Origin of the sequence: Gelidibacter japonicus, from assembly GCF_010725055.1 — a bacterium.
Taxonomy (GTDB): Bacteria; Bacteroidota; Bacteroidia; order Flavobacteriales; family Flavobacteriaceae; genus Gelidibacter; species Gelidibacter japonicus.
On the sequence record NZ_BJKB01000003.1, the window covers coordinates 294961 to 320831 of the forward strand.

Sequence of the window (25871 nt, forward strand, 5' to 3'; positions counted from 1 at the left end):
GCATGGCAAAACGCATCAAAGACCAACAGGATATTTTAGAAAAGTTAAATATTCAAAACTTGCATCGCATGCAAAAGGAAGCCATTGCAGTGATTGGAGAAACCACAAATACAATTTTACTATCCCCAACTGGAACAGGTAAGACCTTGGCTTTTTTATTACCGCTATTGGAGATCTTAGATCCCACCAATCCCGATGTACAGGCGCTCATCATCGTGCCGTCCCGTGAATTGGCCATTCAAATTGAACAAGTGGCACGAGATATGGGCTCAGGATTTAAGGTGAATGCGGTGTATGGTGGACGACCATTGTCAAAGGACAAAATTGAGATCAAGCATACCCCAGCGATTTTGATAGGAACACCAGGTCGTATTCTTGATCATTTTGATGCCAATCGTTTTTCAAAAGCAAGTATCAAAACACTTATTTTGGACGAGTTTGACAAATCGTTGGAAGACGGTTTTGAAGACGAAATGAAACGAATCATAGGGCAATTGCCCAGCATCAACAAACGAATACTGACTTCAGCGACAAAACTTGAGAAGATTCCAGGCTTTGTCCGCTTGGATAAACCGACCACGATAGACTACCTCACCGAAAAGAGAAAATCGACTTTGGTCATCAAAACGGTGGTTTCCCAAAAACCTAACAAATTGCCTTCCTTATTGGAATTATTGCATCATATTGGTAACCATCAAGGTATTATATTCTGTAATTTTAGAGAGAGTATTGATCAAGTCAGTCACTTTTTAAAACGCAACAACATCAGTCACTCCACCTTTTCAGGAGGGATGGAACAACAAGACCGTGAACGTTCTCTCATTACCTTTAGAAATGGTACGAGTCAAATTCTCTTGGCAACCGATTTGGCGTCGAGAGGCATCGATATTCCCGAACTCGGCTTCATCATCCATTACGAGTTGCCGAAACATCAGGAAGAGTTTATCCATAGAAACGGAAGAACCGCTCGTGTCAACGCTAAAGGCACAGCTTACGTACTAAAAGGCAGCGACGAACAGTTGCCTGAATTCATCAAGGAATCGAAACCTTACAAAACATCTACCAAAGCTCCAAAAGCAGCTCCCTTATGGGAAACCTTATTTATTTCGGGCGGACGTAAGGACAAGATTTCCAAAGGCGATATTGTCGGTCTTTTTATGAAACAAGGCGGTCTCACCCAAGAGCAATTGGGCACTATTGAACTCAAACAAGATTGTGCTTTTGTTGCCGTTCCGATTAAGGAAGCCAAGCGCATTGTCAAAATCTTGGACAACACACGTTTAAAGAAGAAGAAAGTACGGATTAGGGTGCTTTAGACTTGGATTTAGCTCAAAACTTATTGATTTTTAGACACCGATTGCACTAGTTACACCAATGGATTTGGCGTTTAATTACATACTCGCGAGAGATATTTACTGCTTCACAAATTTTACGGTTTTCTAGTCTATTCAAATGGAGAAATGAATCGGTAATAATAACGCAACTATAGGTGAAAATCCGTGATCCCGATAGGGCCATCGGAATGTGTCTAAAAAATTAAAAACACAATCCTTCTTATTTCTTAACCGGAACCACTTTCAACTGAATCACCCCCAAAGCATTCAAAACGCGTATAATCTGATAAGTCATATCCACTTCATACCATTTCACACCAAAATTGGCGCGACTCGCAAATTTGTGATGGTTATTGTGATAGCCTTCACCCATCATCAAAAAATCAAAACGAAAGAGGTTTTTGCTCGTATTTTTCATTTGGTAATTGACATAGCCATAAATATGGCCAAACCAGTTAATAATAACGCCGTGGATAGGTGCCATCATAAAAGTGATCGGTAATAATAACCATTGCCACCATGCGGTTACAAAGTAAATAAAGAACAAGACATAAAGCGCCATCCATAAGATTCGTGAAACGCGGGAGCTTGCAAATCTATCAAAGGCTTCCCACTGAGGCACATTTTTGGTAAATCGCTGATCGACCTCAATACGTTGTTTGTTGATATCCTGATAGATGTTTTTTGTTTTCCACATCATTGCAAACATATTGTCATCATATGATGGTGAATGTGGATCTTGTTCAGTATCCGTATAAGCATGGTGCATGCGGTGCATCACCCCATAGCCATAAGCACTTAAATAACTCGAACCTTGGAAAATCCAAGTGAGTATAAAAGTAATCCGCTCCACGGTTTTAGACATGGTAAACACCTGATGTGCCGCGTAACGATGTAAAAAGAAAGATTGAAAGAATAGGCCTCCGTACCAGAGCGCAATAACAAAAAGGACAATAATCATAGTTTTTTTTACAAAGATACTTGTATATGGGCTGTCAAACAATGAACCTAGATCAAGTAATGCCTTTACAATCGTCTTCTAATTCTGCTCAAAGCCTGTGCAGTTACTCCAATATAAGAGCTGATATACTTAAGTGGGATGATTCTTATGAGTTCAGGGCGTTCTTTAAAGAGCTTTAAATAACGTTCCTCGGCGGTCAGATTCAATAAGTGCTGCTCGCGTTTGGACTTGATCAAAAACAGACGTTCGGCAGCCAATCTTCCAATGAGGTTGCCTATTTCTGTCGTTTTGTAAACGTCCTGCAAATCGTTGTACGTAATGCTTAACAGGGTGGTTTCGGTTAGGGCCTCCAATTCATACGCTGAAGGCTGTCGGGTTAAAAACGAATCGTAGGCACTAATAAATTGGTCTTTAAAACTGAACCCAAAAGTGATTTCCTTTTCTGAGTTTTCCTTGGGAATATATAAGCGGACCACACCAGACTCAATAAATGAAATGTGATTTTCAATCTCGTTCAGTTTAAGGAAAACCGACTTTTTAGGAATGACCCGACGCTGTAATTTTGAAGTGAAAAAATCCCAATCCGATTGAGAAATGGTAGCTATTTGATCTAAGTAAGCTTTTATTTGTTGCAAATGTTGTAGCCCTAATAATTCAAGCTGCAAAGATATTGCTCTTTTGTTTTAAAATCAAATCTATTACGCAGAGATACCTATTACATTGTGATGCACGGAGGAATATGGAACACTGACCTGCCCGTCCGCTAAGGCGGGTGTCGCTGATTTCAATAGATAACCACTGATTTTTTTACCACAAAACTTATTGATAATGCAAACAACCTAATTGGTGTTTCCCTGAATGTCGGCGGACTGGGTCCTTTTATTTTTTGTGATTTCATTATTTGCGTCTTTGCGTGAAAAACAGAATGTTGGCAGCACTGATTCTAACAGATATTATCTCATTTTTGATATTTCCAGTTTAAGTTTGAGGCCTACTTTCAAAATAAAAGCTAAATTGCTCCTAACTATGCCTAAGTTGCTAACCAAAACTAACCTATGGATTATGTCCTCTTAATTGTCATTATTATTTTATTGATTATCCAGAATTCGAAGTATCGTAAGGAAAGTCTCAATTTAAATAATAAACTACATATCCTGAACGACAAGCTAAACACCCTCTTGTCACATTATAAAGACGGGACAAAACCTGTTGAAACACAGGATGCTGATGTTGAACCAGAAATTGTTCAGGAGCCAAAAGTTTCTGTTGAAGAGCCCATTCCTGTACAAAGGCCAACAATCCCATTGGTGGTTGAAGAAGGGGAAGCAGCTGCAACTATCGAGGTTCCCGAATCGGCGCAATCTGCATATACATCTGCACCGCTCGTAGAAGAAAACAAAGAAGTCGTACCCCCAAGACCTGGCATTTGGGCACGCTTCAAAGAAAGGAACCCCGATCTTGAGAAATTTATCGGAGAAAACCTGATCAATAAGATCGGGATTCTTATCTTGGTTTTGGGGATCAGCTATTTTGTAAAATATGCTATCGATAAGGACTGGATCAATGAACCAGCCCGCGTAGGGATTGGAATTTTAGCGGGAAGTATGGTGCTATTTATCGCCCACAGACTCCGACAGAAATATGCCCCGTTCAGTTCTGTTCTGGTGGCCGGAGCTATCGCTATTTTCTATTTCACCATCGCCATTGCGTTTCATGAATACCAATTATTTGGACAACAGGTGGCTTTTGCAATTATGGTCCTCATCACAGCGTTCAGTTGTTTGATTTCCTTGTCGTATAATCGTATGGAACTCGCCATCCTATCTTTAATTGGTGGCTTTTTGGTTCCATTTATGATCAGCACGGGTAGCGGAAACTATATGGTATTGTTTACCTATATCGCCATTTTAGACATTGGTATCTTGGCCCTGGCTTATTTTAAAAGATGGCATGTGGTGCAAGTGCTTGCGTTTGTATTCACCATGTTACTATTTGGAAGTTGGGTGGTGAATGAAATGAACGTCCCTGAGCCTCCTTATCTTGGCGCTTTGATTTTCGCATTTGTTTTTTACCTCATTTTCATTGTGACTACTGTCATAAACAATTTGCGTAACAAGGGCAGCTTTACCAAGATCCAATTGGCTATGCTCACGCTCAATAATTTTGTTTTTTATGGGATTGGCATCTTAGTGCTGTCCGAGTTTAAACCTGAATTTAAGGGTCTGTTTACAGCACTCTTAGCCGTACTGAATTTGGGTTATGCCTTGCTGTTGTATAAGAAGTTTGGCTTGGACAAAACAGCTATTTACCTCTTGATTGGATTGACCTTGACCTTTATCACCTTGGCAATTCCTGTACAGTTTTCAGGAAACAATATTACGATGTTCTGGGCTGCAGAAGCAGTGTTATTGTTATGGCTGTCGCAGAAATCACAGATTAAAAGTTACCGTTTTGCGGCCGTTGTCGTGCAATTTTTAATGCTCGGGAGCTTGCTAATGGATTGGTTTGGCTATGTGGATGCGGTTGACAATCTCTCCATTGTGTTAAATCCTATTTTTATTGCTGGTTTGTTAGTGGTGGCGTCATTTGTGAGCGTTGGTTATTTATTGCGTCACGAAACCGAGAAACTATCCAAATTCGGTTTGACTTTTAAACCTCAGGTTTATAGAAAACTTACTGGGATTCTTGCCATCATAACTGGCTATTTTGTGGGTGTCTTTGAAGTCGGACACCAAGCCTACGTACACTTTGATACCAATGACTTCATGGCCATCATTCTGCTCTATCATCTACTGTTTGTCGCGATATTCTGTTTTATATTAGAGAGAACCAAAAGTGCAGGCAGTAAAAAGTTGGTCAATATCTTGGTGATTGTGAACATCGTCCTGTTTGCATTCCTATTCATGAGAATTCCTTTTTTAGAAATTCAAGATAATATCAGATATAGTAGCTCATCTTATTTGGTCTATTATCTGCACTTGTTGTCCCTGATCCTAATCGCGTATTTATGGTATTTGCTCCTCAAGAACAATAAAGATGAGATAGGGTTTTCGGTATTTAATAGAACATGGACTTTATGGGCAGCGATTTTTGTAATTGTAGTCACGGCAAGCACAGAAGTGGTGATACAGGGACTTCATTTTATGGATGTTTCAATAGATCACACGCAGTTTGATTACGGTGCTAAAATTGAGATGATTTCGGCTGCCAAATACAAAATAATCAAAACAGGATTCCCTGTCTTATGGGGAGTTATGGCCTTTATATTTTTAATCATAGGAATTAAAAAACAGATCAAGCATCTACGAATTATTGCGCTCACCTTATTGGGGATCACAATTGTTAAATTGTTTGTTTACGATATCAGCAACGTGTCCGAGACTGGAAAAATCATAGCCTTTATCCTATTGGGCGTACTCATTTTAATTATTTCATTTGTATATCAGAAACTTAAGTTTTTGGTCGTTGACGAAAATAAAACCCCAGATAATGATAAAATCGATTAAGCTTTTCATATTGCTTTTAGGAAGCACGGCCTTTGCACAAACAACCCAAGTGAGTGGTAGCATAGATCCTGTAAAAGAAGATGGTTTGTACCGCATTCGCATTCCACATGATGTACGTTCGTATGCCACGCAAGACTTGCGCGACTTAAGAGTTTGGGACGCCAAGGGCAACCAAGTACCGTATTTTGTGCAACCTGCTTCCGACTATAAACTGACCAAAGTTTCTGATTTTACGGAATTCCAGATGGTTTCCAATACGAGAATCGCCGATTCCAACGCCACCTATATCTTTAAGAACCCTTATGAGACCATTGAAAAAGCAGTACTTTTAATTGCCAACTATCAAGGCAGCAAAAATTATAGCTTAGAAGGTAGCAACGATCAAAAAGAATGGTTTGGTTTGGTCAACAACGGACAACTGACCCAATTGAATCATCCAACGGAAACGAGTGTGTATAAGGAAATCTATTTTCCAGTGATCGACTATCCATACCTGAAACTTGTTTTTGACGATCGCCATTCGTTGCCCATCAACCTTTTGGGTATTGGTATGGCAAACACCGAAACGATCAATCTTGTACCCGTAACGCTGGAAGAAATTCCAGTGAAGAGCATCGAATATTTAGAAATGGATAAGAAGACCCAGGTCCATATTCGTTTTGACCGACCGGAAGTGATCGATCAACTTCGGATGACCATCACAACCCCCGATCTTTACAGCAGAAATGCGCTCTTATACACCCTAAAAGAGCGGGAGGTAAAGCCCAGTATGGAATCCTACCGACAGCATTTAGCGGCATTTTCCATCCGATCTGATAAAGACCTGATTTTTAATATTCCGACAAGTAGGGAACAAGATCTGTATTTGGAAATTGACAATAAGGACAATCCTAAATTGGAAATCAGCAAACTCCAGTTTTTGCAAGAACCTGTGTATTTGGTTGCCTCCCTAAAAGCCAATGATAGTTACAAAGTCACCGCGGGCGACGACCAATTGGAGTTCCCTGATTACGATATTATTGAGGTCACCAACACCACATAAACGGCATTGCCCATTGCCGAAATTGGCGCAGTTGTTTATGGACAACCAGAAAAGGCCGTTGAAAAGACCAAGTCTTTTTGGCAACAACCTTGGTTTATGTGGAGCTGCATTGGGATTGCAGTGCTGATGATTGTGTATTTTGCTTTTAATATGTTGCGGGATATGAATACCAGTGAAAGTGAGTAAAGCTTGCTTGATGATAAGAGGTTTGAGTTATACAGGGATAGTTAATATGACATCAAACTATACTATAAAAAATAATGTAAAAACTATATATATTATAGAAATGAAAAATGAATTAAAAGTTGCGGAATTCAATAAAAAACAAAATCTTTTGGATTACGTGAATCAAAACTCACATAAATTAAATATTGTATCGATCAGTTCTACTCAGGAGGCGATATCATATAAACACTTTTTATGGTATTATGATAAATAGCAAAAGAGAAGTAACGACATCCGATTAATAATAAAGCAGTATCAAACTTATGAACAGAAATCAAATCATCGGCACTGGCATTTTTAGTATTGGAATAGCAACTTATATTATCAGTGAAAACAAATCATCGGAACGGTTTCAGGCGTCGTATGCGCTATTGGTTTGGCATTTATTTTAAGGATAATGCCGTTTACTAAACGGAATATCACCAAATAATTCGAAATAATTCCCATACATAGACTTTCTTACTCCTCAGACAAGAGATTGAATCAGCTCTGAATGAGACGATTGGAGATTTAAACAACTAAGTTAAGACGTTTAACCATCAATAATTGCAAAGGGTATCAAATAAAAAAGGCTGTCCTTATGAGACAACCTTTTCTTATTACTATATAATTTCTATTATTTCAAACTCTCCAACAATTTCTCAGCAACCAACTCAGAAGATGCGGGATTTTGACCTGTAATTAAATTCCCGTCTTGAAGGACATATGGTGCCCAATCGTCTTTTTTAGAATACACAGCCCCGTTCTTTTTCAACATGTCTTCCACTAAAAAAGGAACGACGTCTGTCAATTGTACAGCAGCTTCTTCAGTGTTTGTAAATCCTGTGACGTTCTTGCCTTTTACCAATGGATTTCCTTGAGCATCCTTAACATCTTTTAATGCAGCAGGAGCGTGACATACAAAAGCAATCGGTTTGTCTTGACTGTTGAACTTTTCGATCAAAGCAATAGAAACACTATCGTTTGCTAAATCCCACAATGGCCCGTGTCCGCCAGGATAAAATACAGCGTCAAAATCGTCGGGATTCATATCAGATAAAACCTTGGTGTTGGCAATTTTCGTCTTGGCTTCTGCATCATGATCAAATCGCTTGGTCGCATCGGTAGCAGCATCTGGTGTGTCACTGCTGGGATCTATGGGTGCAGCACCACCTTTTGGGGTGGCAATGGTTATCTGTGCGCCTTTGTCCAATAATGCGTAATAAGGGCTTGCGAATTCTTCCACCCAAAATCCTGTTTTTTTTCCTGTATCTCCTAATTGATCGTGAGATGTCAATACAAATAATATCTTCATTTCTTTATCCTTTTTAATATTTGTTTTTTCTTCTGAAACGGTTTCAGAAGCATTTTGATGTTTCGCATCTTTGCAACTTGATGCCATCATCATAATGAGCATAAATGCAATTGCTTTTAATGGTTTCATTTTATAATCAATACGCCATTTTTACAATTTCCTCAACCATATCCGGCGTTAAGGATTTATGCTCGCCCATGCCTAACCAACCACGATCCGTAAAACGTTGTGAGATGATTTCAGCGATGCCATCATAATCTTTTGTGTAATCCGATAACTTGGTATCAATACCCAATTCATGGAAAAAGCCTACTGTTTTTTCAATTGCAGCGTGTGCTTTGTCATCGGTGCTGCCTTCTGTGATATTCCAAATACGTTCGGCATACTGTGCGAGTTTATCTTTCTTCGCTTCAAAATTAAATTTGTAATGATTTGGGGCTATGATGGCCAAGGTTCGTGCATGATCAATTCCAAAAAGAGCGGTCAATTCGTGACCCATACTATGAGATGCCCAATCGGCTGGCACCCCTTTATGGAGGAGTCCGTTTAAGGCCCAAGTACAACTCCACATAAAATTGGAAGCTGCCTTATAATCTGTTGGATCTTTCATAACCCTTGGGGCGACTTCCAACAGCGTTTGCAAAATACTTTCAGCAAAACGGTCTTGTAAGATAGCTCCGGTTGGATAGGTCATATATTGCTCCAAAACGTGCATAAAAGCATCGGTTAAACCATTGGCTATTTGGCGTTCTGGAAGGGAGGCAACCACTAAAGGATCCAAGATGGAAAACACTGGGAACAGCCCTTGGCCCCCCATAGTTACTTTTTGTTTGGTTTCTTTTCTGGTAATCACTGCTCCAGAATTCATTTCGGAACCAGTGGCAGGCAGGGTCAATACCGTGCCAAAAGGCATGCCTTTTTCAGTTTTAATGTTCTTGGCTAAAATATCCCAAGGATTATCACCTTCAAAAAGTGCGGCAGCCGATAGAAACTTGGTGCCATCAATCACTGAACCTCCGCCAACAGCGAGTAGATAGGTAATGTTTTGGTCTTTGATCACTTTTAAGGCCTCCATTAAGACAGCGTATTCCGGATTGGCAGGGATGCCGCCAAATTCGACGACATCTATATTGGCCAAAGCGGTTTTTACTTGATCATAAATCCCGTTTTTCTTAATACTCCCACCGCCATAAAGCATGAGGACTTTAGCGCCTTTAGGAATTTCATTTGATAATTTCTCAATACTGCCCTTGCCAAAGATAATTTTGGTTGGGTTTTTAAATTCAAAGTTGTTCATGTGTCTGTTTTAGTTGCTGATTTATATTTTAACGACCATTTTCCCAGTATTTTTGCCTTCAAATAGATCCATAAAAGCTTTTGGGATGTTTTCAAAACCTTCTACCACAGTTTCGGTGTAGGTGAGTTTTCCTGCTGCCAACCATTCTGCCAACTGCTGCATGGCTTCTGGAAATTTTTCTTCATAATTCGAAACAATAAAGCCTTGCATTAATGCACTGTTTTTAACTAGAAAGGGCTGTACACTGATGCTTTTCGGAAGTTCTGTATTGTTATAAACTGAGATGGCGCCACAATTGACAATGCGCCCAAATTGATTGATATTAAATAATACCGCATCCGAGATCGGACCGCCCACATTATCAAAATAAATATCGATACCGTTTGGTGCTGCTTTGGCAATGTCTGCGCTCATATCCTTACTGGTGTTATAATTGATCGCAGCGTCAAAGCCAAATTTGCTTTTTAACAGATCTACTTTTTCATCGGTACCCGCAATGCCAATAACGGTAAGGCCTAGATTTTTAGCGATTTGCCCAACTACAGATCCAACCGCGCCGGCAGCTCCTGAAACGATAAGTGTTTCGCCTGCCTTAGGCTTCCCAATCTGGGTGAGCCCTAAATAGGCCGTCAGCCCCGTCATGCCCAAAATACCTAGATAGGCACTTAAAGGTGCTTTCTCACCATCTACTTTCATGAGGTCTTTTCCTGAGGATACTTGCTGGGTCTTCCAATCCAACATGCCCATAACGAATTCCCCTTCTTTAAAGTTGTCGTTTTTGGAAACGGTCACTTTAGCTACCACGCCAGAATATATAGGTTTGTTGAGCTCAAAAGGAGCCGCGTACGATTTGGCATCGCTCATACGACCTCTTAAATATGGATCGACAGAAACGTAAACGGTGTCTAAAAGTATTTCGCCTTCTTTTGGCGTTAGTTTGGTGTCTTCTTTTACAAATTCAAAATCTGAAAGCGTAGGACTTCCTTTTGGTCTGTTTTTTAATAAAATGGTCTGTATCATTTTTGTATATTTTGTATTTATTATTATTTATTGTTATTGTAATTACCGCTTTAATTAACGATAGTTAATTATTTGTGAAACAGAAAATTGAAATTTATATTTTACAATCTTGACTTAAAATTCAATCTGTCTTGAATCCTGATTCTTGGTTCTCAATTCTACTTTACTAACACCCAAGCCGTCTATAGTCTTTCTTCTTTATTCTTTCATCTTTATTCTTGACTTTTGACTCTTAATTCCTGATTCTAAAAGAGAAGCGGTCTTAATACTTAGTACTTAATACTATTTCTTAATACTACTCCAAGCCGCTTCATAAGCTTCCTCTATCTGTTTTTCATCCAATTTAAACGACCCGCGTTTCTGTGCCATCATCAAAAACGACAGCGGATTGATCGCATATGCATATAACAGGTAATCGGATATCGGTTTGATGATGCCTTCATCCTTTCCGCGTTTCCAGAGGTCGAGTAGGGGTTGTAAGTGCTTAATGCCTTCCTGCAAGCTGGGCTCATCTATAATGGGCGTATTGTCGCATTGTGACAAGAACATGGCGCTTTCAGATGCGTTGAGTTTGAAATCGGCGATGCGTTTCCAGATATGTTCAAAACCTTCTTCAACGGACATGCTTTCCTCATAACCTTTAAAGGCATAGGCTGTATATTGTGCTTTGACGTCGATATAGGTTTTGTTGACCAAATCCTGCTTATTTTCAAAATACAGATAAATGGTCGCTGGAGAAACATTGGCCAATTTTGCAATCTTACTCATAGGGGTGGCATGGAACCCTGCATTGTTGACCAACGCGATGGTCGCGTTGATCAGTGCATTGCGCTTGTCTATACTTTTTTGAAGTTTGGCCATCATATTTTGATTTGAGTACAAAGATACAAATAAAAGTGAATGTTCATTCTTTTTTAACAGAGCTTTGGGAGTTATGGAGTAGAGGTGTAGAAATAGGTTGTAATGTACTATTGGAGAAGGTTTGATTTCGGGAGAAAGTTAGACTAACGGCTTTTGCTTCTATTTTTTTTTAAGACACTTACCCATAGCTATCAAGATCACGGATTGTCACTTATTTCTTTTAAATCGGTCGGCATTTAAATAGTAACTCAAACAAAATTGCAAGGACAAGACTATAAATATGTAATAGCATAGTCATAGTTCCGTGTTTTTAATCTATGTTTGACTTTGGCGAATAATCTTGGTTAATTTATACAAAGTCACACCCTAAAGTATTGCGAAATAACAGCAGTATAATAACATAAAGTTTGTTATTTGTTTTCAAACATCTCAAATCAATGATTGCATCAGATACTTTAGTGACCTATATGTGGATTTTGTTGGCCGTTTACGCTGCCGTCATCTTGTTTTTTGTAGTCAGAGGGGCACGTAAAAACAAGAACATCCAAGATTATGCGGTTGGAAATATTGGCTTTCCATCGTGGGTAGTCGGCTTGTCCTTAGCGGCCTCCATGACCAGCGCCGCCACATTCATTATAAATCCGGGCTTTATCGCACTCTATGGCATTTCAGGAATTATATCCTTTGCCTTGGTATTGCCCTTGGCCGCATTTATTTCGTTGATCGTGTTTACGAAAGGCTTTGCCCGACAAGGAAAAGCAGTCAAGGCCACCACCATGGCCCAATGGATAGGAAAACGCTATGAAAGTAAAAACTACGCTATTTTCTTTGCTTTTGTCGCCCTATTATTGATGACTTTTATTGTCTTGATCAATGTCGGACTCACGCAGGTCATCTCCAAATCGCTTAATGCCGATCCGTTTTATGTGTTGATGGGCATAACTGCGTTTGTATTTGGCTATATGATGTTTGGTGGTGCCAATTCCATGGTCTATACCAATACCATTCAGGCCATTATCATGTGCATTGTAGCCCTGATCTTGATTGGCTCTGGTGCCGAATATTTCACCGATGGGATTGGTGGTTTTTTCGATAAATTAAAGGCTATTGACCCTAACTTAGTTAAACCAACCAATCCTTCGAGTTTTCTGTTTCGTGATTATTTTGAGATCATTGTCACCCAAATCGTAATAGGTGTTGCCATTGTATGTCAACCGCACATCATCACTAAATCTTTATTGTTAAAAGATTCAAGCAAGGTCAATACGTATTTGTTCAGCGGGATTGCGTTTATGATCATTTTCTTTTTAGTAGTCATCGTGGGCTTGTATGCCCGTATCAGTTTTCCAGATTTTATGGTAAATGGAACTGCTTTAAAAATGGATGAAATTATTCCAACCTATGTGGTGACCAAATTCTCGGTAGGCGTAGGTCTGGTGATTGTAGTTGGGCTTATATCCGCAGGGTTATCCACTTTGGAGAGCTTAATACAATCTTTATCCATTACGGTTACTTCAGACATCATCAATCCTTTGTTCAAAGATAAGTACACCGCAAAAACAATATCCATCAACAAAGTAGTCATCATCGGACTGGCCATTGTCAGTTTTTTATTGAGTTGGAACCAAATTCAAAACCCAGACATCAGTGTGGCCATCTTTGCCCAAAACGGCGTTTACGGCTATTTTGCCGCCGCCTTTGTACCGGTGCTTTTTGGAACATTTTTAAAAAATGTGTCCACACGCTCTGTATTTATTGCCAGCATCACGGCCATCGTTGTGCATTTTGGTATATATTACGGACGGATTACACCTTATATGCAAGAGCCCGTAAACAATCCAGGGGTTTCTGCGGCTATCGGCATTGTGACCTCACTCATTGTAGGGTATATATTTTATAAATTAGACGAAAAGAAACAACGTGGACACATTAGATTGGACAGCTAAATGGGCGGATTATACGCCAGATAAGATTGCAATTACTTCGTATGACACCAATAAGAGTTATACGTACAGTGATCTGCATACCTATGCCAATCGCCTCACTGATAAGTTTGTCGACCTCCAGTTGGAAGAGGGCGACAGAATTGCAGTTTTGGCCGAACACAGTTTGGAGTATATTGCTCTTTTTGTGGCCTGTCAACGGATGGGCATCATCTTGGTACCATTAAACTATCGCTTGTCTTTAAAAGAAATCAGCAAACTCGTTTTAGATTGCACGCCAAGTTTACTAATTTACAATGCCAACCATCAGGATAAAGTGGCGCAGCTCTCGCTTCAAGACTTGAGAACCATCTCTTTTGATGCTCTTAGACACTATTATCAATTTTCTGAAACCATCTCGGAAAAAACCTTCCAAATCAAGGCGGACAATCCGCTGTTTATCTTTTATACTTCCGGAACTACGGGAGCTCCAAAAGGGGTCATTTACACCAACAAAATGCTGTTTTGGAACAGTTTGAACACCTCCATGCAACTCGGGATCACATTTCGAGATTCCACCATCAATATCTTGCCACCTTACCATACTTCGGGTTGGAATATTTTTGTAACGCCGCTTTTGCACAAAGGTGCGCATATTGGGATGTTGGAGAAATTTGATGCAGAAAAGACCTTGTGCTTATTGGAACTCAACAAAACCACCTTATTTATGGCATTGCCCACCATGCTGTTGATGATGCAGCAGACCCCAATTTTCAAAAAGGTCAACCTCAAAAGATTGCGTTATATCATTTCTGGGGGTGAAAAAGTACCATCAGAACTGGTAACCTTTTGGAAGAAAGAAAAGAACATCTTTATCAGGCCTGGATATGGTTCCACAGAAGCTGGACCAAGCATCACCTCATTGCATCATAAAATGGCGCAGTTGAAACCAAATTCCATTGGGAAGCCCAATTTTTATCTGGACATCAAGATTGTCGATAAGAAAGGTAATAAGGTCAAACCGAATGAGGTCGGGGAGTTGTGCATCAAAGGCGATATTGTCACGCCCGGCTATTGGAACAACTCTGTGAAGACCAATAATAAAATCAAGAAAGGCTGGCTGTTTACAGGAGATTTCGCCTATGCCGATGATGAAGGCTTTCTGTATATGAAAGGGCGTAAAAACGACATGTACATCTCCGGTGGTGAAAACATTTACCCTCAGGAAGTCGAAGCGCAACTGGAAGATTTTGAGGATATCACCAAAGCGGTCGTGCTCAGTGTCAAAGACGACAAATGGGGACAATGCGGCATAGCCTTTGTAACAACGTCCAATAAGGAGCTTTCTGTAATACAGATCCGCGAGTTTTTAAAAGCAAACCTTGTGGCTTTTAAACATCCTAAGTACATCTTTATTTTAGACGACATTCCAACCACAAGCTTAGGGAAAGTATGTAGAAAACAGCTTTACACTTATTTTAACACCATCAATTCTGAACCATGAAACATTTTAGCTTCGTATTAATTGCCACCTTAATCAATGCGTCTGTTTTTTCACAAACCACTCAAAAACCTATGAAAGAGCTACTTTCAGACTATGAATTTACAACCTACTCGACCATTTTGGATGGCTTGGACATAAGCTATATCAAAGAGGGATATGCCGATAAAACCTTGCTTTTTGTTCATGGATTGAGCAGTAATGCGGACGCTTGGTCCAAAAACATTGATGTTCTGAAAAACAATTACACCTGCATTGCCTTGGATTTGCCGGGCTACGGAAAATCGTCCATTCCTGATGCTGCTTATACACCATCGTATTTTGCAGAGATCCTCTATCAATTTGTTGAGAAATTGGAATTGGACCATGTTATTCTCGTAGGACATTCCATGGGTGGGCAGGCCAGTGTCAAATTTGCCACTGCACATCCGGAAATTGTTGACAAATTGATTTTAGTTGCACCTGCTGGCTTGGAGCAATTTTCCGAAGCCAATGCGGCCATGATGAAAAGCTTTTTGACACCAGCCTCAGTCCAAAATACTACCGATGCTCAAATTGAGAACAATTATGCGCTTAATTTTTATGTGCAGCCAGAAGAGGTTTCCAAAATGATTTCGGACAGAAAAAACATTAAGGAGGCATCAGATTTCGGGCTACACTGCAACGCAATAGTAAAAAGTATTGCCGGGATGTTAGATGACCCTGTTTATGAGGATTTAAAGACGATCCCACAGCCAACCTTGATTATTTTTGGCGATAAGGACATGCTGATTCCAAATCGGTACTTCAATCCGACCTTGACCACGGAAGCGGTTGGAAAGATTGCTTTGGAGAACATCAAACAGGCCGCCTTGGAATTCATCCCCGATGCCGGACATTTTGTACAGTTTGAAAAACCAAAGGAAGTGAATACACTTATCCATGAATTTGCAAAAGAGAAGTAAACCTTTTAACACTATGATTGCATTTTAAGGATCAATATATTCTTACAGTTGGCGGTGTTAGGAAATCATCTATTGCCACGTGTCCATAATTCATTAAATCGGAAATCCCTATTCAATTCCCTTCAGATGATGTCCCCACTAAATTTGAGTCCATGAAAACAAAGCTTAAAAAGTTCACAGAGTTTAGTAAAACCATTCTCCCGAATGAGGCCAAGTATCTTGAAACCCAATATCAATTTGTAGAAGAAGAAAAGCTTCAAATCATTAAGTTGGTCATCAGTAATGCCCTGTCCCAAAATAAACGCAAGGATTTTGATACGTCCATTGACAAGCGGAAGTACTCCTATATCAAAGATTGGATTGAAAAGAAATTATTGAGCATTGATGTGGATGCCACCATTGGCTGGATCATGTCCATCAACCAAAAAATCCTAACCGATTCCATAGCGTCTGACGAGGAAAAGGAATTTCTCAACTATATTGCTTCCTATAAAACCATTGATTTTTCATTTCAGAACCTCTATGATTTGGCCAAAGAATACAAATCCTATCTCTTGGTCAGAATGCGCTATAAGGATCATCAAATTGTCTCTGATTTTATTAAAACCTTTAAAGCTCCCTATATAAAGGCGCAGGTTACCAAAGAAAAACTCTATAATGCCACTACTGAGATCACGGACCAGTACACGCTCAACAATAAAGAGACCAAGCATCTGGAAAAATGGCTCCTCAAGATTTTTAAGGACGATTCCATCAGTGGTAAAAACAGATATCAAGCCTTTGTGTTGTTGGCTTTTATGTACACCAACTACAATGAAAATGATAAGTTAAAAATGATTTTCGACCAAATTGACGTGTATTTCAGTGAGGGCCAAATGTACTCCAGACGTCTTTTATCCAATTATTACGCCAGCAGGGTGCTATTGCATTCCAAGCAGGATGAGTTTAAGGAAGCGGAGTTTTATGGCTACCTCTCCATCCGACAAAACAATAACGACACCTTGATGTATTTGAACAATTTGGTGGCCATTTTATTGCGGAACAATAAACCGGAAAAGGCCTATGCCTTAATGGAAACGCATAAGGATCTGTATAAGGAAACCCATAATTACCACCAAAAGATTGGCTATTGTTCCTATCAAATCCGGGTCTTGTCTGAACTTCATAAAAACAGTCTCGCGGAGGCCACTGCCAAAACCTTTTTAAGAAAACACAAAAATGAAGTCCTAAAGCACCGTTGGCACCATTTCTTCACCTCCTATATCAGCACCTTGATCACACAGGAAAACTATGAGGAAGTCTTGAAGCTCGCCACCAAATTTGATCTGATAGAAAAGGAGAAAGAACGTCAGAAACAAAACAATTACGTGCCCAATATTTCCTGGAGTATTTCATTGTCCCGATATATGGAAGGCCAAATCAATTCGACGCGATTATTGGAGGAAATCAAGGCCCCGCTCCTGGATATTCAGCCAACGACCAATCAAAAGCAGTTGATGGTTAAGGTCATCGATAAGCTTTCTACCAATTTACCTGATGCATTTTTGAAATTGAAGTCACACATCTAAAATTTGACCATTAAACGCTCTTTATCAACATCATAGTTATTGGTTGAGACATGTTATAGTCAGATAGTCACACTTGAAAGCTTTTGTTTTTCATGGTATTGCTTTCATTATTCCTGATAGATTGCTCTATAAATAAACTCAATCCATATTCTCACATTATGAAAAAACTATTCCTATTACTAACCTTAATTGGTTCTTTTGTGGTCAACGCCCAAGAAACAGGAGCCATTAGCGGATTAATTACAGATGCGAATGGCGTCCCTTTAGCTGGAGCCACAGTATCGATAAAAATTTTGAACAAAGGTGCCATGACCGATTTTGATGGGAGATATACCATTGAAAATGTCACAATTGGTACATACGACGTCACCATATCCTATATTGGTTACGAAACTGTGACAAAGAATGTTATTGTCGCTTCAGGACAAACAACAGATTTGAGCACTTCTTTGCAAGGTTCAGATACGGTTTTGGACGAAGTCATCCTGACAGCAAGCAAAAAACCACAAAAGATTACCGATGTTCCAGCGACCGTAAACGTTATTTCTGCGAGGGAAATTGGTGAGTTCCCAAGCTTTAACATAGGAGAGTTGGCAGCAAGACAAAAAGGAGTGGACTTTGTAAGAGCTGGTGTTTTAGGCACTGGTATCAATATCAGAGGATTTAACTCCTCATTCAACTCTAAGAACCTCCAAGTTACTGATGATCGTTTGTCGACCTTGATCGCCACAGGATTGCCAATGGGCTCTTTTGTAACTATTTCAAAAGATGATATTGAGCGTGTTGAAATTCTGTTGGGGCCTAACGGAACCCTATATGGTCCGAATGCCCATAATGGATTGGTGAGCACGATCACAAAAAACCCAAGAACTTCTGAAGGAACCACCTTCGCAATAGGTGCGGGAAACCAAAATGTATTTACCGGAAGAGTGCGGCATGCACAGATTATTGATGACAAGTTTGCCTATAAGGTCCACTTTGAAAGAGCTCAAGGAACTGAGTTTAATTATACAGACAGTGTTTATGTTGGAACAAAAGGCTATAAGGAACTCGATCTAGATCGTGATTTCACCTCTCAAAAATACGGAGCTACGTTAAACTATAAACCAACTGCAGGCTCAGAACTTACGGGTTATTACGGACACAGTAACAGCAGTAATATTGGCGTCACAAGTGCTGGGCGTAACCAGATAAAAGACTGGAGAATTACAGAAGCACAATTAAAGTTTGTTTCTAAAAACTTTTTCGCCAATACGTATTACACTTGGAGTAAAACAGACGACACCTACGCTATGAACCAACGTACTCAAAACTACGTGTCGTTCATAAACAATGGGTTTTCTGAAGAAGAAGCCCGTGAGCGTTCCTATAGAGAACAATGGTTTCAATTGGGCGAGGGTCAAGGAAACGGCATTCCGCTTCAACGTGGGGCGTTATTTGTAGACGATTCAAAACGATTTAACGCAGAGGCCCAGTACAACAACAATTGGGATGAATTCTACTTAACTGCAGGCGCACAATACCAAAAAGACATGGCCGACTCGCATGGCACGTATCTTTTGGATGAAGGCGGCATCGATTTGGCACAAACTGGTGTCTATACACAATTGGAATATAAGCTAGAGGATTCTGGCTGGGGCTTCTTGTTTGGAGCACGTTTGGATAACCACGATTTATATGGTTCCAACTTTATCCCAAAAGCAGCGATCACCAAAAAAGTGAATAACGGTACCTTCAGAATTACTTATGGAAAAGGAATGGCCGTGCCATCTATTTTGAATCTTAAAGGAAATTTATTTGGCGGATTGGTATTGGGTAATGGCGAAGGATTTACACTGCAAGACGGTACCAAGATCCCTAAGTTGGACGTCGAAACCATCAACTCTTACGAGATTGGCTACAAAGGAAGACTGTCCGACAAATTGTTTATCGATACCAACGCCTATTACAACGTATCTGACAACTTTATCAGTCCATTGGTCAACGTTGCCGCAAGCAGTCCGGTTACCCACGTTGGAGACAAACCAATAGGAGAAGTGGTTCCAGGTTCTAACGGTGCCGTTATCTTGACTTACTTGAACTTTGGCCATGTGGATACCTACGGATTTGATGTTGGATTCAACTATTATTTCAACGATAGCTTTAGAGGTGTATTCAACTACTCCTACTTTGGTCGTACGCTTGATCTGGATGACCCTGCCAATGACGGGAATTTAGACGGTGTTGTTTTAGAAAGTGAATTGCCTATCAATACGCCAAACCATAAATTCAGCTTGGGACTTCACTACAACAAAGGGAAATTCTATGGTGCAATCTACGGTCGCTTTGTAGAAAAATATGATTTCTTCTCCGGAATCAATGTCGCTGCAAAAACCCAAGATATGGATGGTGATGGTGTGAATGAAATTGTTGAAAATGCTAGAGTTGGAAGAACTTGGAACTACGGCCAATTGGGCGGTTTCACGGTAGATGCCAATGCGGGTTACAATATTACGGATGATCTGTCTTTAGGCGTGAACATTACCAACTTATTTAATGCTGAAATCAGAGAGTTTGTAGCGTCACCAGCAATCAGCACCTTGATTTCTTTTGAATTAAAATACAACATCAATTTCTTTAAAAAATAAAGAGTTCAAACCAATTAAGTTTCTATACCATGTCAAAAATACATGCTAATGATATTGAACTTGATTATGAAGACCACGGCACCGGAAAGGTACTGCTATTGCTTCATGGTTTGGGATCAACAAAAAAAGATTGGGACGCACAAGTCCCTTTCTTTTCTAAAACATACCGCGTGATTACGTTGGACTTAAGAGGTCACGGCGATTCTTCCAAGCCTAAGGACGCTTATGGCGTTGGGTTGATGACTGAAGATGTCAAAGCCTTCTTAGATCAATTAAAAATTAAAAAAGCAACCTTTGTAGGATTTTCAATGGGTGGGGCAGTGGCCTTTCAAATGGCGGCCAGCCATCCGGAATATGTTGAGAACTTGGTGATTGTCAACAGCGGCCCCGATTTTAATGATATGGGCGCCATTGGCGAAGAGCTTTTAAGAAGCAGAACGGAGTTTCTGGAAACCAAAGGCCTGGAGCAATTGGCGAAGGAGATCTCATTCAATATGTTTCCCGAACCACATCAAGTGGCCTTGCGTGAAGCCTTTGAGAAACGCTGTAAAAGCAACGACTATAATGCCTATTACAAATCCTTTGTGACCTTGATGGATTGGGGATTGGGCGATCAATTGGAAGCCATTTCCACCCGAACCCTCGTCGTAGGCTCGGATATGGATTATACCCCGGTAACCTTTAAGCAAGCTTATGTATCGCGCATGCAAAATGCAAGCCTGTCCATCATAAAAAACTCGAGGCATGGCGTGGTTATCGACCAACCAGAGGCTTTTAATCGTGAACTTAAAAAATTCTTGGACCATGAATAAAACCGTACTGATTACAGGAAGCACCAGCGGCATTGGTCTGGCCATTGCCACCCGATTTGCCAAGGAAGGTTATGACATTATGTTTCATGGCCTGGAATCCAATGGCGATGCCATTGCAAAGGAGATAGGTGCGAAACACAAGGTGAAAGTGGCGTTTTCCAAGGCCAATTTGCTAAAGTCCGATGCCGTGGAAGACCTGATCGCAGAAACCATCGCCACTTTTGGCGCCTTGCACGTCTTGGTCAACAATGCGGGCATTCAGTTTGTATCGCCCATTGATGATTTTCCTAATGAAAAGTACGAGAACATCATCGCCATCAATATGAATGCAGTGTTCTACGCCTCCAAAGCAGTGTGGAAACAGATGAAGCAACAAAAGTTTGGACGGATCATCAACATCTCTTCCGTGCATGGCCTGAGGGCCTCCGAATTCAAATCGGCGTATGTGACCGCAAAGCATGGGGTGATTGGGATGACCAAGGTCTTGGCTTTGGAAGGCGCGCCGTTCAATATTACCTGCAACGCCATTTGCCCCGGCTATGTCAAAACCCCTTTGGTGGAAGGTCAGATCAAGGACCAAGCCAAGGCACACAAGATGACCGAAGAAGAAGTGGTAGAAAAGGTGATGCTGGTCAAGCAGGCGGTTAAAGAGTTTGTTCCGGTGGAGGCCATTGCGGATATGGCGGTTTTATTGGCGAAGGACAGCTCGACCACCATTACAGGGACCTCGTTTGCCTTGGATGGGGGATGGAGTGCGCAATAGGATTTTCACGGATTGATTAACAGACCTCGAAACTCTTTAAAAAGCCCTTGAAGTGGCGGGTGGATATGCCACTTTAATTTTTAAGTTTAATTTTTATTGATTAATAACCTCTCAGGATTTATCCGATAACTCTATCGGGACTGGGAGGTTTTCTATTAACAAACTTTCCTTACCGTAACTTGTGGTTAGCACTCTTGATTTGGATGATGATTTTGAATTTAAGGACTTAACTAAATTCTCCTCCTTTTTAAGGAGGAGTGGCTTCTGCTTCCGCAGAGAAGCAGAAGGCGAGGTGGTTCGACAGTTGATAAATAAACTGTTTTAATTGTCGTTGGTGATGTTAAAGCTAAACCTGGATAAGAGTTTTTCGTAACAACAGATAAACCACTGGTTTTACTTGACAGGTTCTGAAGGTAAAAGTTGGCACGAGAAGGGACGCTCACGGCAGTAATAAGTTTATATTTAACAACCCTTCCGTCTTTAAGCTCTTTTCTGAGCTTAAATCCACCTTCCCTTAAAAAAAATGGAAGGAATCTTAGTTAAGAAACCTTAGTCAGTAACAACTTTTAATTTACAAACCTTCCTTACCGTAACTTGTGATAAGCACTTTTGATTTGAATGATGATTTTGAATTTAAGGACTGAACTAAATTCTCCTCCTTTTTAAGAAGGCCCGTCAGACACGTCGGGCAGGCGAGGTGGTTTAAATTAAAAAAAGTCTTAATCAACAAACGCCGTCCTACCTTTTAGGAAAGCGATTAAAAACGGGTGGATAATTTTCAGTAAATTAATTTTTGAGCTATATTATCCTTCTTTTTAAGCTGGAGTGGCAGCCATTACAAAAACAGCCGAAGTGCAGAATTCAAAAAAGATAAATACTGGTCAAAAATATAATTAAAACATGAGACCGGAAGAAATCAAGACAACCATCGATGAGCAGCAAGTACTAAAAAGATGCGGTTCAGCATAAGCTTATAGAATAGTAGTTTAACGGAAATAGAAAATGAAAGCCAATACAGAAAACTTATATAAACACGTTGCTTTCTTGACCTCCATATACCCTTATCGGAACTATAAAAATATAGAAAGTCTTCAAAAAACGGCAGCTTATATTGAGGCGGAAATTAAGGACATTGGTTTACCTACTAAGAGACAACAATGGGAAGCTAAAGGGAATGAATACACAAACATTATAACTTCTTATCAACCCCAAAAAACAAAACGCTTTATCATAGGCGCTCATTATGACGTTTATAAGGAAATAGCTGGAGCAGACGACAATGCCAGTAGTGTAGCCGGCTTGTTGGAAATCGTACGAATACTGACTGAAAGCGGCTTGGAGTTAGCCTACGGAATTGATTTTGTGTTTTATTGTTTAGAGGAGCCTCCGTTTTTTAAAACAAAAAAAATGGGAAGCTATATTCACGCCAATTCGCTTGCCAATACCAACAAGAATTATATAGGGATGATTGCCCTTGAAATGATAGGCTACTATCGTGAAGATAAGGAGTCTTATGATGACTCTATTTATAAAAACCAATTGATAGTTTCCGGAATTAAAAGCTATGATTCCTTTAATAGGAAAATCTCCCAGCTGCTGAAAGCGAATGGCAGCATGGACTCTCGCTGGATCTCTCTTGCCGAAAACTACCCAAATAATGGACCTTCAGATCATCGCAATTATTGGCAATTTGATATTCCTGCGGTAATGATTATTGGAACCGGAGGCCATGGAAATCCGAATTATCACAAAGCTACAGATACCATTGAAACACTGGATTTTCAAATTATGACCGATGCGGTGAATAATATTGCGTATGCTTTGTTTAACTTTTTGGAATAAAAATGAGGTAAGATTGTAGGCGCAACTGACGCAAGCGTCCCGCTCGTGCTCACAAATACTATCGGGCACTATAAACCATAGAATAGTTTTAAAAATACGTAGTTCTACTTATAGGAATGTTTAGAGAAAGGTGGTAGATTGGAGGTTGAAAATTTGGATCGATAAGGTTAAATAACTAAAGTTAGTCCTATTGGCACGCTGAAAGCAGATATAATCAGGCTTAGTGCTTTTAAATGTAAGTTGTACGCAATAACAACATGAACGTATTATAAACAAATTAAATGTGCAATTTTATCACAGAGAATAAAGAAATCATAGGTCTTTTTGCTAGTATTGGTACATTTATCTCTTCAATAATTGCAATTTACACATTAGTTGAAGTAAAAAAACAGAGATTATCTACCTATAAACCAGAAATATTATTAAAATCATTTTTAGTTTATATAAATAAAAGTCCTTTATGCTTAGAACCAGAGGAACTACAATTATTTAAAACAGAAAACTTCAATGAATACAAAGACAATACTTCAATAAAAAAAGAATATGAAGTAAGTTCTTTATATAAAATTGAGAATTTAGGATTTGGTATTGCTAAAAATATAAAAGTAACTTGGAATTTTGATATGCAGACGGCTTTAAAATTATTAGAAAAAGAATTAAGTCAGGAATTTCATCTTAATCAATATAAGCCTCTAAATTATTATTTTATTCATAAAAAGAACAATGAAAAATTTCAAATAACTCTTAAAAATGAAAAAGAAATAATACAAACTACAGATTATATTACACCTATTAATATAAAAGAGCATACTCATTATCACTCAATTCCTAAGGATATTACTATTATACACTTTTTATACTTCATTTTTAAGAATAAGCTAACTAATACTGTTAATATTAATAATAGTTATGATTCTGAATTTGAAAACTTTCCTGTTATTAAGTTGAAAATTGAGTACTTTGATTTAAATGATAAAAAATATATCAGTAAATATAAATTTAAAACATCCATTGTTTCTACCCAGATTAATGATGAAATTGATATGAGAAAAGAATTCGGATATTTACTGTTTGAACCTGAATAAAATTACAGCGTACAATAGTGTGTATAAGCAATGGTTTGTTCTCGCCTACTTGGAAATGAAAAATGGAATATGGAGGATATTTTATAGAAATATATTTTTGGGATACTTTAATGAAAATGAATTAAGAACTAAAGAAAAATCAGTAAGGTTAGAAATTAATTTAGTGTAAAGACTAATCTATAACATGTGTAAAGAATGTGTCTTAACGAACAGATAAAAACAACCACCGCTGGCGCGAGCGTCCGGCTCGTGCTCACAAATACTATAGGCCATTATCACCCATAGGATGGTTTTAAAAATACATAGTTCTACTTATAGAAAAGCTTAGGGAAAGGTGGAGATTGGAATTTGAAAATTTGGAGCAATAAAAGCTAAATAACTGACGTTGCTTCTTAACTCGCTTAGGACAAATATGATCATGAATAGTGATTGTAAATTTAAGTTGTGTGTAATCTAAAGAATGACAAATCCATATAAAAAATATCTCGACCAACTTTTTGAAAAGCTACTTTATTATCGACATATAAGTGGACGAATAAATAAAATATTACAAAAGGAAATTTCCCTATACAATACAGATATAGCTAACATTTATTTTGCTTCTGCTCTCGTTATCAGCGACTGGACTGGTCCAACTGATAATGGTTGGGAATTAAATTTTCATACTGGGATTTATAGCGAAACGACGAAAGACAATTACAAAAAGGAAATTGAAAATATATCCTCAAGTCAATTATGTCTTCTTTATTCTCAATCTTTTGAATCATTTGAAAGATTTTTAAAAGATTGTCTTTTTGATAAACTCGAACGAGATAATGAAATCAAGAAATATGTAATTTCTTTACTTCCCAAAAATCAAAATTCAGTTATATCAAGAAAAAATATGCCTGGTGGTAACCAATTATTCAAGATATTAAAAAAAGTAGGCGGAAAAACTTTTAGAAAATTTACTGCAAGTAATAATCTTGATATAAAATTAAAAGAATTATGGACAATCTTATCAGAAGTAAGACACGCAATAACTCATAATGAATCAGCAATTGAATTAACTCGGATTAATAAATCGGACCACCATTTTGATATTTTCAATTATCTGTTCAATTCTAAAAAAATTTCTGAAGATCAATTATTAATCGAATTAGATTATAAAAAATTTGAGAAACTTATTAAAAGATTCTCGGAATTTGCTTTTCAAGTGTTTAAATTGATAAGTATTGAAGAAAAGTTAGAATGGAAAAAATAATAACACCCGCTGGCCCGGGCTCCC

General features: G+C 39.0%; 21 protein-coding genes. 15 read left to right on the plus strand and 6 right to left on the minus strand.

The features are described from left to right. Window positions 1–2: 2 nt before the first annotated feature. Window positions 3–1316: a DEAD/DEAH box helicase gene (locus G6N06_RS05225; protein WP_163515001.1), complete on the plus strand. Its 1314-nt coding sequence runs from the start codon at window positions 3–5 to the stop codon at window positions 1314–1316. 238 nt (window positions 1317–1554) lie between these two features. Here the strand turns inward: G6N06_RS05225 and G6N06_RS05230 are convergent, their stop codons facing one another. After that, window positions 1555–2295: an acyl-CoA desaturase gene (locus tag G6N06_RS05230; protein ID WP_163515002.1), complete on the minus strand. Its 741-nt coding sequence runs from the start codon at window positions 2293–2295 to the stop codon at window positions 1555–1557. Window positions 2296–2360: 65 nt separating this feature from the next. After that, window positions 2361–2930 (minus strand): Crp/Fnr family transcriptional regulator, encoded by a 570-nt coding sequence (locus tag G6N06_RS05235; protein WP_163515063.1) that lies wholly within the window; start codon window positions 2928–2930, stop codon window positions 2361–2363. Between the two features lie 420 nt (window positions 2931–3350). On the opposite strand from G6N06_RS05235, the gene G6N06_RS05240 reads away from it, so the two are divergent. The 4 genes from G6N06_RS05240 to G6N06_RS20005 all read left to right on the plus strand — a co-directional run bounded on the left by G6N06_RS05240 (window position 3351) and on the right by G6N06_RS20005 (window position 7460). After that, complete coding sequence (locus G6N06_RS05240; RefSeq protein WP_163515003.1) at window positions 3351–5801, plus strand: DUF2339 domain-containing protein; 2451 nt, start codon at window positions 3351–3353, stop codon at window positions 5799–5801. Next, the gene (locus G6N06_RS05245) at window positions 5785–6843 is read left to right on the plus strand and encodes a DUF3999 family protein (RefSeq protein ID WP_163515004.1); all 1059 of its coding nucleotides are present in this window, start codon (window positions 5785–5787) and stop codon (window positions 6841–6843) included. The genes G6N06_RS05240 and G6N06_RS05245 overlap by 17 nt, the downstream gene beginning before the upstream one ends. 6 nt (window positions 6844–6849) lie before the next feature. Then, window positions 6850–7029 (plus strand): hypothetical protein, encoded by a 180-nt coding sequence (locus G6N06_RS05250; protein ID WP_163515005.1) that lies wholly within the window; start codon window positions 6850–6852, stop codon window positions 7027–7029. A 302-nt stretch (window positions 7030–7331) separates the two neighbouring features. Further along, complete coding sequence (locus tag G6N06_RS20005) at window positions 7332–7460, plus strand: hypothetical protein (protein WP_262890099.1); 129 nt, start codon at window positions 7332–7334, stop codon at window positions 7458–7460. 224 nt (window positions 7461–7684) lie between these two features. Here the strand turns inward: G6N06_RS20005 and G6N06_RS05255 are convergent, their stop codons facing one another. The 4 genes from G6N06_RS05255 to G6N06_RS05270 form a co-directional block, all read right to left on the minus strand. Further along, complete coding sequence (locus tag G6N06_RS05255; RefSeq protein WP_205334725.1) at window positions 7685–8491, minus strand: type 1 glutamine amidotransferase domain-containing protein; 807 nt, start codon at window positions 8489–8491, stop codon at window positions 7685–7687. 7 nt (window positions 8492–8498) lie between these two features. Then, window positions 8499–9659, minus strand: a complete 1161-nt coding sequence (locus tag G6N06_RS05260) for an iron-containing alcohol dehydrogenase (protein WP_163515006.1) — start codon at window positions 9657–9659, stop codon at window positions 8499–8501. A gap of 21 nt (window positions 9660–9680) precedes the next feature. Then, a complete protein-coding gene (locus tag G6N06_RS05265) occupies window positions 9681–10679 on the minus strand; it encodes an NADP-dependent oxidoreductase (protein ID WP_163515007.1) in 999 nt (332 codons plus the stop codon). A gap of 282 nt (window positions 10680–10961) precedes the next feature. Beyond that, the gene (locus G6N06_RS05270; protein WP_163515065.1) at window positions 10962–11540 is read right to left on the minus strand and encodes a TetR/AcrR family transcriptional regulator; all 579 of its coding nucleotides are present in this window, start codon (window positions 11538–11540) and stop codon (window positions 10962–10964) included. Between the two features lie 437 nt (window positions 11541–11977). Between G6N06_RS05270 and G6N06_RS05275 the strand changes: the two genes are divergently transcribed. The 10 genes from G6N06_RS05275 (at window position 11978) to G6N06_RS05320 (ending at window position 25847) form a co-directional block, all read left to right on the plus strand. Continuing rightward, the gene (locus G6N06_RS05275; RefSeq protein ID WP_163515008.1) at window positions 11978–13486 is read left to right on the plus strand and encodes a sodium/pantothenate symporter; all 1509 of its coding nucleotides are present in this window, start codon (window positions 11978–11980) and stop codon (window positions 13484–13486) included. Further along, a complete protein-coding gene (locus G6N06_RS05280; RefSeq protein WP_163515009.1) occupies window positions 13461–14966 on the plus strand; it encodes a class I adenylate-forming enzyme family protein in 1506 nt (501 codons plus the stop codon). Before G6N06_RS05275 ends, G6N06_RS05280 begins: the two co-directional genes overlap by 26 nt. Continuing rightward, complete coding sequence (locus G6N06_RS05285; protein WP_163515010.1) at window positions 14963–15907, plus strand: alpha/beta fold hydrolase; 945 nt, start codon at window positions 14963–14965, stop codon at window positions 15905–15907. The genes G6N06_RS05280 and G6N06_RS05285 overlap by 4 nt, the downstream gene beginning before the upstream one ends. Window positions 15908–16059: 152 nt before the next feature. After that, window positions 16060–17475, plus strand: coding sequence for a hypothetical protein (locus G6N06_RS05290; RefSeq protein ID WP_163515011.1), 1416 nt, complete (start codon window positions 16060–16062; stop codon window positions 17473–17475). A 158-nt stretch (window positions 17476–17633) separates the two neighbouring features. Next, complete coding sequence (locus G6N06_RS05295) at window positions 17634–20102, plus strand: TonB-dependent receptor (protein WP_163515012.1); 2469 nt, start codon at window positions 17634–17636, stop codon at window positions 20100–20102. Between the two features lie 29 nt (window positions 20103–20131). Continuing rightward, complete coding sequence (locus G6N06_RS05300; RefSeq protein WP_163515013.1) at window positions 20132–20914, plus strand: alpha/beta fold hydrolase; 783 nt, start codon at window positions 20132–20134, stop codon at window positions 20912–20914. Further along, entirely contained in the window at window positions 20907–21677 is a 771-nt protein-coding gene (locus G6N06_RS05305; protein WP_163515014.1) for a 3-hydroxybutyrate dehydrogenase, read from the plus strand. Before G6N06_RS05300 ends, G6N06_RS05305 begins: the two co-directional genes overlap by 8 nt. Before the next feature lie 1002 nt (window positions 21678–22679). Then, entirely contained in the window at window positions 22680–23519 is an 840-nt protein-coding gene (locus G6N06_RS05310; RefSeq protein ID WP_163515015.1) for a M28 family peptidase, read from the plus strand. Between the two features lie 281 nt (window positions 23520–23800). Further along, complete coding sequence (locus tag G6N06_RS05315; protein ID WP_163515016.1) at window positions 23801–24604, plus strand: hypothetical protein; 804 nt, start codon at window positions 23801–23803, stop codon at window positions 24602–24604. A gap of 460 nt (window positions 24605–25064) precedes the next feature. Next, window positions 25065–25847 (plus strand): hypothetical protein, encoded by a 783-nt coding sequence (locus tag G6N06_RS05320; protein WP_163515017.1) that lies wholly within the window; start codon window positions 25065–25067, stop codon window positions 25845–25847. The last annotated feature ends 24 nt before the right edge of the window (window positions 25848–25871 follow it).